This is a genomic window from Pseudomonas sp. 14P_5.3_Bac1 (assembly GCF_025466135.1).
Taxonomy (GTDB): domain Bacteria; phylum Pseudomonadota; class Gammaproteobacteria; order Pseudomonadales; family Pseudomonadaceae; genus Aquipseudomonas.
Map to the genome: position 1 here is coordinate 22,552 of NZ_JANLOF010000069.1, position 15,074 is coordinate 37,625.

At 60.8% G+C, this 15,074-nt stretch carries 10 protein-coding genes; all 10 read left to right on the plus strand.

The window, feature by feature from the left end; genetic code table 11:
- Positions 1 to 13: 13 nt before the first annotated feature.
- The 10 genes from NTD89_RS18360 (at position 14) to NTD89_RS18405 (ending at position 14,977) form a co-directional block, all read left to right on the plus strand.
- Positions 14 to 1,453 carry a sigma-54-dependent transcriptional regulator gene (locus NTD89_RS18360; protein ID WP_145162098.1) on the plus strand — a complete coding sequence of 480 codons (1,440 nt, stop codon included), beginning with the start codon at positions 14 to 16 and terminating at the stop codon, positions 1,451 to 1,453.
- 708 nt (positions 1,454 to 2,161) lie between these two features.
- Positions 2,162 to 3,565 carry a polynucleotide adenylyltransferase PcnB gene (locus NTD89_RS18365; RefSeq protein ID WP_262208923.1) on the plus strand — a complete coding sequence of 468 codons (1,404 nt, stop codon included), beginning with the start codon at positions 2,162 to 2,164 and terminating at the stop codon, positions 3,563 to 3,565.
- 2 nt (positions 3,566 to 3,567) lie between these two features.
- Positions 3,568 to 4,053, plus strand: coding sequence for a 2-amino-4-hydroxy-6-hydroxymethyldihydropteridine diphosphokinase (folK, locus tag NTD89_RS18370; protein WP_262208926.1), 486 nt, complete (start codon positions 3,568 to 3,570; stop codon positions 4,051 to 4,053).
- Positions 4,054 to 4,405: 352 nt separating this feature from the next.
- On the plus strand, positions 4,406 to 5,206 hold the full coding sequence (panB, locus tag NTD89_RS18375) for a 3-methyl-2-oxobutanoate hydroxymethyltransferase (RefSeq protein ID WP_145162101.1): 801 nt from the start codon (positions 4,406 to 4,408) through the stop codon (positions 5,204 to 5,206).
- Positions 5,203 to 6,054, plus strand: a complete 852-nt coding sequence (gene panC, locus NTD89_RS18380; protein ID WP_242200423.1) for a pantoate--beta-alanine ligase — start codon at positions 5,203 to 5,205, stop codon at positions 6,052 to 6,054. Before panB ends, panC begins: the two co-directional genes overlap by 4 nt.
- A gap of 237 nt (positions 6,055 to 6,291) precedes the next feature.
- A complete protein-coding gene (gene pgi / locus NTD89_RS18385) occupies positions 6,292 to 7,956 on the plus strand; it encodes a glucose-6-phosphate isomerase (RefSeq protein WP_242200421.1) in 1,665 nt (554 codons plus the stop codon).
- 105 nt (positions 7,957 to 8,061) lie between these two features.
- The gene (acs, locus tag NTD89_RS18390) at positions 8,062 to 9,999 is read left to right on the plus strand and encodes an acetate--CoA ligase (RefSeq protein WP_262208929.1); all 1,938 of its coding nucleotides are present in this window, start codon (positions 8,062 to 8,064) and stop codon (positions 9,997 to 9,999) included.
- 16 nt (positions 10,000 to 10,015) lie between these two features.
- A complete protein-coding gene (locus NTD89_RS18395) occupies positions 10,016 to 10,885 on the plus strand; it encodes an oxygenase MpaB family protein (protein ID WP_145162109.1) in 870 nt (289 codons plus the stop codon).
- Positions 10,886 to 10,939: 54 nt separating this feature from the next.
- Positions 10,940 to 11,956, plus strand: coding sequence for a class I SAM-dependent rRNA methyltransferase (locus NTD89_RS18400; protein WP_262208931.1), 1,017 nt, complete (start codon positions 10,940 to 10,942; stop codon positions 11,954 to 11,956).
- Between the two features lie 87 nt (positions 11,957 to 12,043).
- Positions 12,044 to 14,977, plus strand: coding sequence for a DUF748 domain-containing protein (locus NTD89_RS18405; RefSeq protein WP_262208932.1), 2,934 nt, complete (start codon positions 12,044 to 12,046; stop codon positions 14,975 to 14,977).
- Positions 14,978 to 15,074: the final 97 nt, after the last annotated feature.

Here is a 15,074-nt window from a genome sequence, read left to right on the forward strand (position 1 = left end):
GAGAATTGAATCAATGCCGCACATTTTGATCGTCGAAGACGAAACAATTATCCGCTCTGCCTTGCGTCGCCTGCTTGAACGTAATCAGTATCAGGTCAGCGAAGCCGGCTCGGTGCAGGAAGCCCAAGAGCGATTCAGCATTCCCACGTTCGACCTGATTGTCAGCGACCTGCGTTTGCCGGGCGCGCCAGGCACCGAGCTGATCAAGCTTGGCCAGGGCACGCCGGTGCTGATCATGACCAGTTACGCCAGCCTGCGTTCGGCGGTGGACTCGATGAAGATGGGCGCGGTGGATTACATCGCCAAGCCTTTCGACCACGACGAAATGCTGCAGGCCGTGGCCCGCATTCTGCGCGACCGTCAGTCGGCCAGCAGCGCGCCCGCCGAACAGCGCCCCGCCGGCAAGACCGCGAGCGGTGCGGACAAGCCCGGCGTCAACAACAGCAATGGCGAAATCGGCATTATCGGCTCCTGCCCACCGATGCAGGACCTGTACAGCAAGATTCGCAAAGTCGCGCCCACCGACTCCAATGTATTGATTCAGGGCGAGTCGGGCACCGGTAAAGAACTGGTCGCCCGTGCCCTGCACAACCTGTCCAAACGCGCCAAGGCCCCCATGATTTCGGTGAACTGTGCGGCGATCCCTGAATCGCTGATTGAGTCCGAACTGTTCGGCCACGAAAAAGGCGCGTTTACCGGCGCCAGCGCCGGGCGTGCGGGCCTGGTCGAAGCGGCGGACGGCGGCACCTTGTTCCTCGACGAAATCGGCGAACTGCCGCTGGAAGCCCAGGCGCGCTTGCTGCGCGTGTTGCAGGAAGGCGAAATTCGCCGTGTAGGTTCGGTGCAATCGCAAAAGGTCGATGTTCGCCTGATCGCCGCGACCCACCGCGACCTCAAGAGCCTGGCCAAGATCGGCCAGTTCCGTGAAGACTTGTATTACCGCCTGCACGTGATCGCCCTCAAGCTGCCGGCCCTGCGTGAGCGTGGTGCCGACGTCAACGAAATCGCCAGCGCCTTCCTGCTGCGCCAGAGCGCGCGGATCAACCGTACCGACCTCAAGTTTGCCCCGGACGCCGAGCAGGCGATTCGTCACTATTCGTGGCCGGGTAACGTGCGAGAGCTGGAGAACGCGGTCGAGCGCGCGGTGATTCTGTCGGAGAGCCCGGAGATTTCTGCCGAGCTGCTGGGCATCGACATCGAGTTGAGTGACCTGGAAGACGACGACTTCATCGGCCTGGCCCCACAACAGGGCGGCGGTAGCAATACCAGCCACGAGCCGACGGAAGATTTGTCACTGGAAGATTACTTCCAGCATTTCGTTCTTGAGCACCAGGACCACATGACCGAGACCGAGCTGGCGCGCAAGCTGGGCGTGAGCCGCAAGTGCCTGTGGGAACGGCGCCAGCGCCTGGGCATTCCGCGTCGCAAAACCGGCGTGGCCAGCGAGAGTTGAGGGGGCGCCCCCACAGGTAACACCCTCAGATGTGAAAAAACTGTTACCGCTGAATTTTCACGTAACAAAAGCCGGGGCTTACGGTAACGAAGCCCCGGCTTTTTTTCGCCCCCGAAAACGCCGAAAGCGCCTCAACCCCCCGGTTTTGCTGGACGGCACAAAAGTTGGCACGCACCCTGCTATATGCTTAGTACAAAAACAATAACAAGCTCAGTACCCGACAATAAAAATAAGACGTATCGACTCACGCACAATAAAAACAACACGGCGGAGGCGCAGCTAACTGATTCTTTTGGAGAGGCGTTGCATTTGGGGCTTGCCCCGCAACCAGGCCGAGAACAACAAAAACTGCCCTAAGGCAGAGCCTGAACTGGTTGGATCGTAGATCAGCAACACAGCGACCAAAGCAATCCGTTTGCTCTTGACTCCCGATTGGGAGTGTCATGAAGGTGAAGCTTCATGGCGAGGGCGATCAACAAAAACAAGAAGCCCGAAATCAATAATAAAAATAGAGCACGCAACTACTTCTGGGGGAGCTTCGGCTCCCCTTGTAGTTTCCGGCATTTGGCCGGTTCTCCTGTCTTTTAAGCTTATGGCGCAAGGCCTGCAGCTTGTTCCTACACCATCCCTCGACTAAATGCTAGAATCCCCGCCCATCATGCGGTCATTCTTCGTTATGGCCGAACATTCCTTCAAACAGTGCATCCCATGCTGAAGAAGTTGTTCCAGTCATTCCGTTCTCCCTTGCGTCGTACGCAACACATTCGCAGCACGCCTGAAGTGCTTAACAGCAATCAGCATTCATTGCAGCGTGCTCAATTCAGCCGCTATGCGGTGAACATCGTCGAACGTTTGCAGGACGCCGGCTACCAGGCTTATCTGGTGGGCGGCTGTGTACGTGACATGATGCTCAATATCACGCCCAAGGATTTCGACGTCGCCACCAGCGCCACGCCCGAGCAAGTGCGTGCCGAATTTCGCAACGCGCGAATCATCGGTCGCCGGTTCAAGTTGGTGCATATCCACTTCGGCCGCGAAATCATCGAGGTCGCCACGTTCCGCGCCGGCCACCCGCAAAACGATGAAGAGGAAGACACCAACCAGTCTTCCCGCAACGAGAGCGGCCGCATCCTGCGCGACAACGTCTATGGCACCCTGGAAGAAGACGCGCAACGCCGCGACTTCACCATCAACGCCTTGTATTACGACCCGGTCAGCGAGCGCATCCTCGATTACGCCAATGGCGTACACGACATTCGTAACAATCTGATCCGTTTGATCGGCGACCCGACGCAGCGCTACCAGGAAGACCCGGTGCGCATGCTGCGAGCCGTGCGTTTTGCCGCCAAGCTGAATTTCGGTATCGAGAAACACACGGCCGCGCCGATTCGCGACCTGGCGCCCATGCTGCGGGAAATTCCTTCGGCACGCCTGTTCGAGGAAGTGCTCAAGCTGTTCCTCTCGGGGTACGCCGCCGACACTTTCGAAATGCTCGTCGACCTGCAGTTGTTCGACCCACTGTTCCCGGCCAGCGCCGAGGCTCTGGAATACAACCCGACGTACACCCACACGCTGATCAGCGAAGCCTTGATCAATACCGACCTGCGCATCAAACAGAACAAACCGGTGACCCCGGCGTTCCTGTTTGCCGCCCTGTTGTGGCCGGCCCTGCCCAAACGCGTACTGCGCCTGCAGGACCGTGGCATGCCGCCGATTCCTGCCATGCAGGAAGCTGCGCACGAGCTGATCGCCGAGCAATGCCAACGCATCGCCATTCCGAAACGTTTCACCCTGCCGATCCGCGAGATCTGGGACATGCAGGAGCGCCTGCCACGGCGCAGCGGCAAACGCGCCGACCTGCTGCTGGACAACCCGCGCTTCCGTGCTGGCTACGACTTCCTGCTGCTGCGCGAAAGCGCCGGCGAGCAAACCGACGGCCTGGGCGAATGGTGGACCGACTACCAGGACGCCAACGACAGCCAGCGCCGCGACATGATTCGTGACCTTGGCAGCAAAGGTGATGGCGCCAGCGATGGGCCGAAGAAGCGTCGTCGCAGCTCCAGCAAGCGCAAACGCACGTCTGCCGATGCCTCGGGCGCTGCAGGCGAATAAACGTGGAACGTATCTACATCGGTATGGGCAGCAACCTCGCTGCCCCGGACCAGCAATTGCGCAGCGCCATTGCGGCGTTGGCGTTATTGCCAGGCACCGCCCTCGTCGGTGTGTCCGACTTCTATCAGAGTGACTCCCTGCTCCCCGGTCAGCCGCGCTATACCAATGCGGTCGCGGCCTTGGACAGCAGCCTTGCGCCACTGGCGCTGCTCGATGCACTGCAAGCCATCGAAAACGGCCAGGGCCGCGAACGTCTCGAGCGTTGGGGCCCGCGTACGCTGGATCTGGATATCCTGCTGTTTGGTGATCGCCTGATCGACGAGCCGCGCCTCAAAGTGCCTCACTACCAGATGCACCTGCGCGCGTTCGTGCTGTACCCGCTGGCCGAACTGGCTCCCGCCGAGCTGCAACTGCCCGACGGCCGAACGCTCGCAGAGCTGTTGAAGGCCTGCCCGTTTGTCGGCCTGGAACGGCTTTCTACCGTCTGATGCAGCCCCTGTGGGAAAACGAGCTTGCTCGCGAATGCGGTGAACCAGTACCCACCGCATTCGCGAGCAAGCCCGCTCCCACATTTGATCTCGCAGGCCATCAAAAGCGGTCTTCTACGTGCTGAATCGCGTCAGTAACAGCGGTAACACCGCCATCGTAACAATGCGGTAACACATCCAATTGACTTCCCGAGTCCTCATCACGACTATAGGCGTCCCGCTGCCGCCAACCCGGCGCTGAAGGGCGCAATCCAGGCCTTATAAGCACTGCTCTCAAGACGGTGCGCCTGTATAAACGAAGACTCACGCGCGTTACTCGCTGTTTCCAAGCGCCTGAACGAGGACCCTTTTCATGCCAGACATTACCCTGACCACCTTGCAGAGTCTCAAGCTCAAAGGTGAAAAAATCACCATGCTGACGTGCTACGACGCCACCTTCGCCCACGCCAGTTGCCAGGCCGGTGTCGAAGTGCTGTTGATAGGCGACTCGCTGGGCATGGTTCTTCAAGGGAATGACAGCACCCTGCCCGTCACCACCGATGAACTCGCCTACCACACCGCCAGCGTCAAGCGCGGTAACGATGGCGCTTTCATCATCGCCGACCTGCCGTTCATGGGTTACGCCACGCTGGAACAGACCTTTCAGAACGCCGGCAAACTGATGCAGGCCGGCGCGCACATGATCAAGGTCGAAGGCGCCGTATGGCTGGCCGAGTCGATCCGCCTGCTGGCCGAGCGCGGTGTGCCGGTGTGCGTGCACATGGGCCTGACGCCACAGTCAGTGAACATCCTCGGTGGTTACAAGGTACAAGGCCGCAATGAAGCCCAGGCGCGTCAGATGCGCGCGGATGCCATCGCCCTGGAACAGGCCGGTGCCGCGATGATCCTGCTCGAATGCGTACCGAGCGAATTGGCGGCAGAGATCACCCAGGCAGTCAAAGTGCCGGTAATCGGCATTGGCGCGGGCTCTGCCACAGACGGCCAGGTTCTGGTCTTGCATGACATGCTCGGCCTGTCGCTGACCGGGCGTGCACCCAAGTTCGTGAAAAACTTCATGGCAGGTAAAGACAGCATCCAGGCCGCGTTGAGCGCTTACGTCGACGAAGTCAAAGCCGTTACTTTCCCAGGCGCCGAACACGGATTCTCTGCATGAACACCGTTAAAACCGTACGAGAACTGCGCGCTGCAGTTGCCCACGCGCGCAGTGCCGGCAAGCGCATTGGCTTTGTGCCCACCATGGGCAACCTGCACAGCGGCCACGCCACCCTGGTGACCAAGGCCGCCCAGCAATCGGATTTCGTAGTGGCGAGTATCTTCGTCAACCCGTTGCAGTTCGGTGCCGGCGAAGACCTGGACAAATACCCTCGCACCCTGGCTGCCGATCAGGAAAAACTGCTGCAGGCCGGTTGCAACCTGCTGTTCGCGCCCACCGTCGAAGAAATGTACCCCGGCGGCATGACCGGCCAGACCCGCGTCAGCGTCCCGCAACTGTCCGAAGGCCTCTGCGGCGCCAGCCGCCCCGGGCACTTCGAAGGTGTCGCGACGGTGGTCAGCAAGCTGTTCAACATGGTCCAACCGGATATGGCCGTGTTTGGCCAGAAGGACTATCAGCAACTGGCAGTGATTCGCGCCATGGTGCATGACCTGAACATGCCCATCCAGATCATCGGCGAGCCCACCGTGCGTGCCGCTGACGGTCTCGCGCTGTCCTCGCGCAACGGCTACCTCAGCGAAGAGCAACGCGCCATCGCGCCGGTGCTGTACCGCAGCCTCAGCCAGATTGCCGCCGCCATCAAAGGCGGCGACCACGATTTCGCCAAGCTGCGTGCCGAGCAGATCCAGCAGATCGAAGCGGCCGGATTGCGCATGGATTACCTGGAAGTGCGCCAAGGTGTGCACCTGCGTCCCGCCACGCCAGAGGATCGCGATGTAGTGATCCTGGTGGCCGCGTACTTGGGCGCCACACGCCTGATCGACAACCTGCACCTGACCCTGGCCTGACCCCGCTTTTTCTCCGTCAAAAAAGCGTGTTTGTTGCCCTCCCCGCTGTGCCGGTATAAAAAAGTACCGGCTACAGCGCAGACAAAGCCAAGACATATCGACACGCTAGGTTTAATGTAAACGCCCTGTGCCATTGTTGGCGCTGACCGGAACCCAACGCCTGATGAAAGACTGGACGTTCCGGATTTAGAAGTGTCCTAAAGGCAAGTCCCCGTAATAAAAAGGAAACCCGCAGCGATGGCGTATTACCGCACTCCTCATGACGTTACCGCTCTGCCCGCTTGGCAAGCGCTCGATAAACATCGCCAAGCCATGCAGGATTTCAGCATGCGCGACGCATTCAATGCCGATCCCCAGCGCTTTTCCCAATTCACCTTGAGCAGCTGCGGGCTTTTCCTCGATTACTCGAAAAACCTCATCACTGCCCAAACGCGCGCCTTGCTTGTCGACCTGGCCAATGAAGTCGGCCTTAAAGACGCGATCAACGCGCTCTACGCTGGCGAGCCGGTCAACTCCTCCGAAGGCCGTCCGGCCCTGCACACCGCACTGCGTCGCCCGGTTGGCGACAAGTTGTCGGTCAACGGCGTGAACATCATGCCGGATGTGCACAAGGTGCTGAACCAGATCACTGACCTGGTCGGCCGCATCCATGATGGCCTGTGGCGCGGTTACACCGAGAAGCCGATCACCGACGTGGTGAACATCGGCATCGGTGGCTCGTTCCTCGGCCCGGAGCTGGTCTCCGAAGCGCTGTTGTCCTACGCCCACAAAGGCGTGCGCTGCCACTACCTGGCGAACATTGACGGCAGCGAGTTCCACGAGCTGACCCAGAAGCTGCGCGCCGAGACCACGCTGTTTATCGTCTCGTCAAAATCCTTCAACACCCTGGAAACCCTGAAAAACGCCCAGGCCGCCCGTGCCTGGTACCTGGCCCAGGGTGGCTCGGAAGCCGAGCTGTATCGCCACTTCATCGCCGTCTCGAGCAACAACGCCGCGGCCGTGGCCTTCGGTATCCGCGAAGAAAACATCTTCCCGATGTGGGACTGGGTGGGCGGGCGTTACTCGCTGTGGTCGGCCATCGGCTTGCCGATTGCCCTGGCGATCGGCATGTCCAACTTCAAGGAACTGCTGTCCGGTGCCTACACCATGGACCAGCATTTCCAGAACGCCCCATTCGAAGCCAACATGCCCGTGCTGCTGGGTCTGCTGGGCGTGTGGTACGGCAACTTCTGGGGTGCGCAGAGCCACGCGATCCTGCCGTACGACCACTACCTGCGCAACATCACCAAACACTTGCAACAGTTGGACATGGAATCCAACGGCAAGAGTGTGCGCCAGGACGGTACGCCAGTGTCCACCGATACCGGCCCGGTCATCTGGGGCGGCGTAGGGTGCAACGGCCAGCACGCCTACCACCAGTTGCTGCACCAGGGGACCCAACTGATTCCGGCCGACTTCATTGTGCCGATTGTCAGCTTCAACCCGGTGTCCGACCACCATCAGTGGCTGTACGCCAACTGCCTGTCGCAAAGCCAGGCACTGATGCTCGGCAAAACCCGCAGCGAAGCCGAAGCCGAGTTGCGTGAGAAAGGCGTTGCCGAAGCCGAAGTGCAGAAGCTGGCCCCGCACAAGGTCATCCCAGGCAACCGTCCGAGCAACACCATTGTGGTTGAACGCATCAGCCCGCGCCGCCTGGGCGCACTGGTAGCTATGTATGAACACAAAGTGTTTGTACAAAGCGTGGTCTGGGGTATCAACGCCTTCGACCAATGGGGCGTGGAGTTGGGCAAAGAGCTGGGCAAGGGCGTGTATAACCGTCTGACCGGCGCCGAAGAAACCTCGGCCGAGGATGCTTCGACCCAAGGCCTGATCAACTACTTCCGCGGTCGTCACCGCGGCTGAAGCCGGTACACCAAGGCCAACGTCCGTTTGGACGTTGGCCTTGAACCCTCCCCCCACTGCGTGCATCTTTATGACTTGTCGCCAAAACAAGAATAAGGACCGCTCATGTTCGATATCAGCACATTCCCCAACGCCGATGCCGTCCGCCAGGCCGCGCAGCTCAGTCAAGCCGACTACCAGCGCCTCTATCGCCAATCCATCGAGCAACCCGACACTTTTTGGGCAGAACAGGCCAACAGCTTTCTCGACTGGATCAAACCCTGGCACACCGTCCAGCATTCAGACATTCACACCGGCGCCGCCCAATGGTTTGCCGGCGGCCAACTGAACGTCAGCTACAACTGCATCGACCGTCATTTGGCGCAACGCGCCGACCAGCCTGCCTTCATCTGGGAAGGCGACGATCCGACACGGTCTGCAAAAATCACCTACCGCCAACTCCATCAAAACGTCAGCCGCCTGGCCAATGTGTTGAAAAGCCGTGGCGTGAAAAAAGGCGACCGCGTGTGCATCTACATGCCGATGATCCCGGAAGCCGCCTACGCAATGCTGGCCTGCACACGCATTGGCGCGGTGCACTCGGTGGTCTTTGGCGGGTTCTCCCCGGACGCCCTGCGTGACCGTATTCTCGACGCCGACTGCCGCACCGTGATCACCGCCGATGAAGGCGTGCGCGGCGGTAAACCGGTGGCGCTGAAAAAGAACGTCGACAAGGCCCTGGCCAGCTGCCCGAACGTCAGCACAGTGCTGGTGGTGGAGCGCACCGGCGCTGACCTTGCCTGGCTCGAAGGCCGCGACCTCAAGTACCAGCAAGCGCTGGATGCCGCCAGCGACGACTGCCCGCCCGAGCCCATGGACGCCGAAGACCCGCTGTTCATCCTCTATACCTCCGGCAGCACCGGCAAACCCAAAGGCGTGCTGCACACAACCGGCGGCTACCTGCTGCAAGCGGCGATGACCTTCAAGTACGTGCTCGACTACCGCGACGGCGAAGTGTTCTGGTGCACCGCCGACGTGGGTTGGGTGACCGGCCACAGCTACATCGTGTACGGCCCGCTGGCCAATGGCGCCACTTCGCTGATGTTCGAAGGCGTGCCGAGCTACCCGGACAGCTCGCGCTTCTGGCAGGTGATCGACAAACATCAGGTGAACATCTTCTACACCGCGCCCACCGCCCTGCGTGCCCTGATGCGTGAGGGTCACGGACCACTGGAGAATACCTCCCGTGCCAGCCTGCGCCTGCTGGGCAGTGTCGGCGAACCGATCAACCCCGAAGCCTGGGACTGGTACTTCAACGCCGTCGGTGAACAACGCTGCCCAATTGTCGATACGTGGTGGCAGACCGAAACCGGCGGCATCATGCTCAGCCCCCTGGTCAGCGCCCAGCGGATCAAGCCCGGCTGCGCAACCCAGCCGATGTTTGGCGTGCAGCCGGTGCTGTTGGATGAGCAAGGCAAGCCAATCAACGGCGCCGGCAGTGGCGTGCTGGCGATCAAGGCCAGTTGGCCTGGGCAGATTCGCAGCGTCTACGGCGACCCGCAGCGCATGATCGACACCTATTTCAAACCCTACCCGGGCTACTACTTCACGGGCGACGGCGCACGCCGCGATGAAGACGGCGACTACTGGATCACCGGGCGCATCGACGATGTGATCAACGTGTCCGGCCACCGCATCGGCACTGCCGAGGTGGAAAGCGCGCTGGTGCTGCATGACCAAGTGGCCGAAGCCGCCGTGGTGGGCTATCCCCACGACGTCAAAGGCCAGGGAATTTATGCCTTCGTCACGCCCATGAATGGCGTTGAACCCAGCGATGCGTTGAAGAAAAACCTGCTTGAGCTGGTCAGCAAGGAAATCGGCAGCTTTGCCAAGCCGGAACTGATCCAATGGGCGCCGGCCTTGCCGAAAACCCGCTCCGGCAAGATCATGCGGCGGATTCTGCGCAAAATCGCCTGCAACGAACTGGACAGCCTGGGTGACACCTCGACCCTGGCCGACCCCAGCGTCGTGGATGGCCTGATCGACAAACGCCTGAACCGCTAGGAACCCTCGAGTCGCCATGGAATTTATCCGCAGCCGTATCGAAACCCAGCTGATGAGCCTCACCGGCCTGTCGCTGGGCCAGCTGGACCTGGAAAACCCCAAGGGCGATCCAGGCCTGTTCGGGCCGGACTCGATCAGTTGGCAAGTCCATGGCGATTTCAGCAGCATGTTGATTGGTGGCATCAGCGCCTTGATGCTGCAAGCCTTGCACCCGTTGGCCCTGGCGGGTGTGTGGGACCACTCGAATTTTCGCCAGGACATGCTCGGGCGTTTGCGGCGCACCTCGCAGTTCATTTCCGGGACCACGTTCGGCTCGCGCAAAGACGCCGAATGGCTGATCGAAAAAGTGCGCACCATTCACCTGCAAGTGACGGGGCACGCCCCGGACGGGAGACCTTACGCGGCCAGCGATCCGGCGTTGCTGACGTGGGTGCATGTGGCGGAGGTCAGCAACTTCCTCGCGGCCCACCTGCGTTACTGCAACCCGCGCCTTTCGGGTCGGGATCAGGACCGCTACTACAGTGAAATTGCGTTGGTGGCCGAACGCTTGGGCGCGCGGCATGTTCCGCGTTCACGGCAGGAAATTTCGGATTACCTGGCGCGCATTCGTCCGCAACTGCTGTGCGACGAGCGCAGCCGCGAAGTATTGCGTCTGCTGCTCAATGCACCGTCACCCAGCACGCTGGCCAAACCTTTTGGTGCGCTGATGATGCAGGCCGGGATCGACTTGCTGCCCGACTGGGCGAGCAGCCTGCTCGAGCAACACCAAAGCCCGCTGCAACGGCAAATGATCCGCGCCGGGGTCAAGCGCAGTGCGCCGTTGCTGCGCTGGGCGATGCGCAATGGCTCGGTGCAGCGTGCCCATCGGCGGATGGGGTTGATGTAGGCCGGCGCCTATAGCTGTTAAACTCCGCGCCCCATTTACAGCAAGGCGCGCTCCATGACTTCCTTGAATCAGGCGCTGCGCGCCGCCCTCGATTACCGCCAAGACCTGATCCACGAGTTGCATGCCCAAGGCACTGACTGCTACCGCTTGTTTCATGGCAGCCAGGAAGGCGCCGGCGGCCTGACTCTCGACCGTTACGGCCCACAGTTGCTGGTGCAGAGTTTCCACCAATCCCTGGAAACAGCCGATCTTTTGGACCTGCACCAGTTGATCAACCAGTTCATGGGCCTGGAATTGCTGCTGGTCTACAACGACCGCTCCCGCGGCAACTCGCGGATCGACCGTGAAGACACGGTGTACCGCGCCGAGCCTGCCGCGCTGGTAGACCTGGTGGGCCATGAATGGGGCCTCAATTATCGTGTGCGTGGGCGCCATGCCGGGCAAGACCCGCTGCTGTTCCTGGACCTGCGCAACACCCGCGGCTGGGTCAAGGCGCACAGCGCCGGCAAGAGCGTGCTCAACCTGTTCGCCTACACCTGCGGCGTCGGCCTGAGCGCGGCGGCCGGTGGCGCGCGTGAGGTGTGCAACCTGGACTTCGCCGAGGGCAACCTGGCGGTCGGTCGCGAAAACGGTCTGCTCAACCCACAATTGCCAACCATGCAATTCGTGCAGTCCGACTACTTCCCGGCGATTCGCCAACTGGCGGGCTTGCCGATCACTCAACGTCGCGGGCAGAAACTGCCGAGCTATCCACGCTTGGACCAGCGCCAATATGACCTGGTATTGCTCGACCCACCGGCATGGGCCAAGAGCGCCTTTGGCACCGTTGACCTGTTGCGTGACTACCAGAGCCTGCTCAAGCCTGCGCTGCTCGCGACGGCCGACAATGGCGTGCTGATCTGCTGCAACAATTTGGCGAAAGTCAGCATGGATGACTGGCGCGAACAGGTGCTGCGCTGCGCTGAGAAAGCCGGTCGCCCGGTACGCGACTGGCAAATCATGACACCGGGTGCCGACTTCCCTTCCCAGGACCAGCAGCCACCGTTGAAAACTCTCATCCTGCAGTTGTAGTACTTTTCCCAAGCGGCCCGGTGCTTCGGAACCGAAATCCCGTGCCATACTCCAAGGCACTCCTGTTCGACATAGATGGCGTCACTCATGCCCAAAGGATTGATCCGCGCCACTGGCGCCTTGTTGACCGCCCTGGCTCTGTACAGCTTGCTGGGTTTTCTGATTTTGCCGGGCATCGCCCTTCGTATTGCCAATCAACAACTGGCCAATTACGCCACGGTGCCGGCACGCATCGAGCGTATCGAACTCAATCCGTTCAGCCTGGAAGTGACAGCCTGGGGCTTGAAAATCGGCGAACCGGGCAAAGAGCAAGTGGGTTTCGAGCGTCTCTACGCCAACCTGCAGATCGACAGCCTCTGGACTCGCGCCCTGCACCTGGCCGATGTGCAACTCGACCAACCCAAGACCGAGCTGCTGTTCGACAAATCCGGCCAACTGAACCTGGCGCAGTTGTTCAAGCTGCCGCCGAGCGAGCCGACCCCGGCCGATCCCGACGCCAAGCCATTCCCGCTGCGCATCGACAGCATCAAGCTGGCGGGCGGCTATGTGCATTTTCGAGACCTGCGTCCCAGCGAACCGATCGAATTTCTCTACGACAAACTCGACTTTGAACTGAAAAACCTCAGCACCTTGCCGGAAGACAACGCCGACATGACGCTGGTGGCCGCCGGCCCTGAGGGTGGGCAAATCGACTGGAAAGGCAATTTCAGCCTGGTGCCGATCACCTCCAAGGGCACGCTGAAAGTCACCGACGGCAAGATGAAGGCCTGGTGGCCGTATGTTCGTGATGCCGTGCCGCTCGTGCTGGAAGACGGTGTGCTGAATTTCAGCACCGACTACACATTCAGCCTGGCCAAAGAAACCGAACTGAACCTGACCAACACCGCCGCCAGCATTGCGCCGTTTGCTATCAAGGCGCCCGATGGCCGCCCATTGGTGCGCCTGGAACGCTTGGACGTCAGTGACACCACGGTGGACCTGGCCAAGCAGCACGTAGTGGTCGGCAAGATTCGCAGCAACAAGCTGGAAACCTGGGCCGCCCGCGAAGCCGATGGGCAACTGGATTGGCAAAAACTGTTCGCCAGCCAACCGAGCAAGCCGGCCAAGGCGCCCGAGCCCGCCAATGCGCCGGCAACGGCCGACTCGCCAAAGGCTGAACCGGCCGCGCCTGGCAAGCCCTGGCAAGTACTGCTCAAGGATGTGCAGCTGCGTAACTATCAGGTGCACCTGGCCGACCGTCAGGCCAAACCTGCGGTAGCGCTGGAACTGGGCCCCTTGAACGTCGATGTGCAGAACTTCGACAGCCTCAACCAAAGCCCGTTTACCTTGAAGGTCGACTCCGGCCTGGGTAAACAAGGCAAGATCCAGGCAACCGGCGAGGTCAATCTGAACCCGGTCAGCGCCAAACTCAAAGTGAATACCCAGGACATCGACCTGCGGGTTGCTCAGTCCTATATCAGCCCGTTCATTCGGCTGGAACTGCGCAGCGGCATGTTGGGCAGCAACCTGGATGTGAACCTCAAGAGCACCGAGCCCTTGGCGCTTCAGGTCACCGGCCGCGCTCAGGTCGACCAATTGCACACCCTGGACACGCTCAAGACCCGCGACTTCCTCAAATGGCAGCGCCTGGTGCTCGAAGGTGTCAATTATCAACACGGCGACAGCCTGTCGATCGACAAGGTCAACCTGCTGCAACCGTACGCGCGCTTCATGATCAATGATGACCGCACCACCAACATCGATGACCTGTTGATCCCGCAGCCGGCCGACAGTGGCGCTAAATCGGCAGCCAAGCCGGCGGCCAGCAAAGACAAGCCGCTGGGCATCCACATAGGGCAGATCGCGATCAATGACGGCTCGGCCAACTTTGCCGACTTCAGCCTCACGCCCAACTTTGCCACGGCCATTCAACAGCTCAACGGGCAGATCGGCACCATTGACAGTCGCCAAGCCAAACCGGCCAGCGTCGACATCAAGGGCAAGGTGGATCGCTATGCGCCAGTGACCATCAAAGGCAGCGTGAACCCGTTTGATCCGATGGCGGCGCTGGATATCGCCACCAGCTTCAAACGCGTCGAGTTGACCACGTTGACGCCGTATTCCGGCAAGTTCGCCGGTTTCCGCATCCGCAAGGGCCGGCTCAACCTGGACCTGCATTATGTGATCACCAAAGGCCAGTTGAAGGCTGAAAACAAGGTGGTGGTTGAGCAACTGCAACTGGGTGAGAAAGTCGACAGCGCCGACGCCGTGGATTTGCCGATTCGCCTGGCCATCGCCCTGCTCAAGGACTCCGACGGCAAGATCTCCATCGAACTGCCGGTCACCGGCGACCTGAACAACCCGCAATTCAGCGTGATGCCGATTGTCTGGCAAACCCTGCGTAACCTGGTGGTGCGCGCGGCGACGGCGCCGTTCAAGTTCATCGGTGGGTTGGTCACGGGCGGAGGCTCGGAAGATTTGGGCAATGTGTCGTTCGCCCCAGGCTCCAGCGAATTGAACAAAGACGCTCAAGGCGCGCTGAACACCCTGGCCAAGGCACTCAAAGAGCGCCCTACCCTGCGCCTTGAAATCGAAGGCACGGCGGCCGCCAGCAGTGACGGTCCCTTGCTCGCTGCCGAGCGACTGGAACGTGAATATCAATACAACTACTACAAGATACTGCAGCGCCGTGGCGATAAGGTTCCGGCCCAGGCTTCGCTGCTGATCGTCCCCGAGAAGGAAAAAGCGCCGTTGCTGGAAGGCATCTACCGCACCCGTCTGAAACAACAACCGCCGGCCGAGTGGAAAGACCTGAGCAGCGATGAACGCACCGCGAAGCTGCGTGACGGGCTGATCAAGTTCTGGGGCGCCAGTGATGTACTGCTGCGTCAACTGGGGCAAGACCGAGCCAGTGCCATCAAGGACTACCTGGTGGACAAGGGCCAGCTGGAAGATGACCGGGTGTACTTCATCGATGCCAACCTGGGGCAGGCGGAGAAGGATGGCCGGGTGGTAACCCCAATGCATCTGGATGCTGAGTAACAGTAACACCTGAGACACCCATCCAAATGTGGGAGCTGGGGGGGGGGGGGGGGGGGCGCCCCGGGGGGGGGGGGGGGGGGGGGGGGGGGGGCGGCGG

What these genes read in the sequence shown, in the direction of transcription:
- panB (WP_145162101.1), top strand. Translation starts at nt 4,406, where the DNA reads ATGCCAGACATTACCCTGACCACCTTGCAGAGTCTCAAGCTCAAAGGT.
- NTD89_RS18360 (WP_145162098.1), top strand. Translation starts at nt 14, where the DNA reads ATGCCGCACATTTTGATCGTCGAAGACGAAACAATTATCCGCTCTGCC.
- NTD89_RS18400 (WP_262208931.1), top strand. Translation starts at nt 10,940, where the DNA reads ATGACTTCCTTGAATCAGGCGCTGCGCGCCGCCCTCGATTACCGCCAA.
- pgi (WP_242200421.1), top strand. Translation starts at nt 6,292, where the DNA reads ATGGCGTATTACCGCACTCCTCATGACGTTACCGCTCTGCCCGCTTGG.
- acs (WP_262208929.1), top strand. Translation starts at nt 8,062, where the DNA reads ATGTTCGATATCAGCACATTCCCCAACGCCGATGCCGTCCGCCAGGCC.
- NTD89_RS18405 (WP_262208932.1), top strand. Translation starts at nt 12,044, where the DNA reads ATGCCCAAAGGATTGATCCGCGCCACTGGCGCCTTGTTGACCGCCCTG.
- panC (WP_242200423.1), top strand. Translation starts at nt 5,203, where the DNA reads ATGAACACCGTTAAAACCGTACGAGAACTGCGCGCTGCAGTTGCCCAC.
- NTD89_RS18365 (WP_262208923.1), top strand. Translation starts at nt 2,162, where the DNA reads ATGCTGAAGAAGTTGTTCCAGTCATTCCGTTCTCCCTTGCGTCGTACG.
- NTD89_RS18395 (WP_145162109.1), top strand. Translation starts at nt 10,016, where the DNA reads ATGGAATTTATCCGCAGCCGTATCGAAACCCAGCTGATGAGCCTCACC.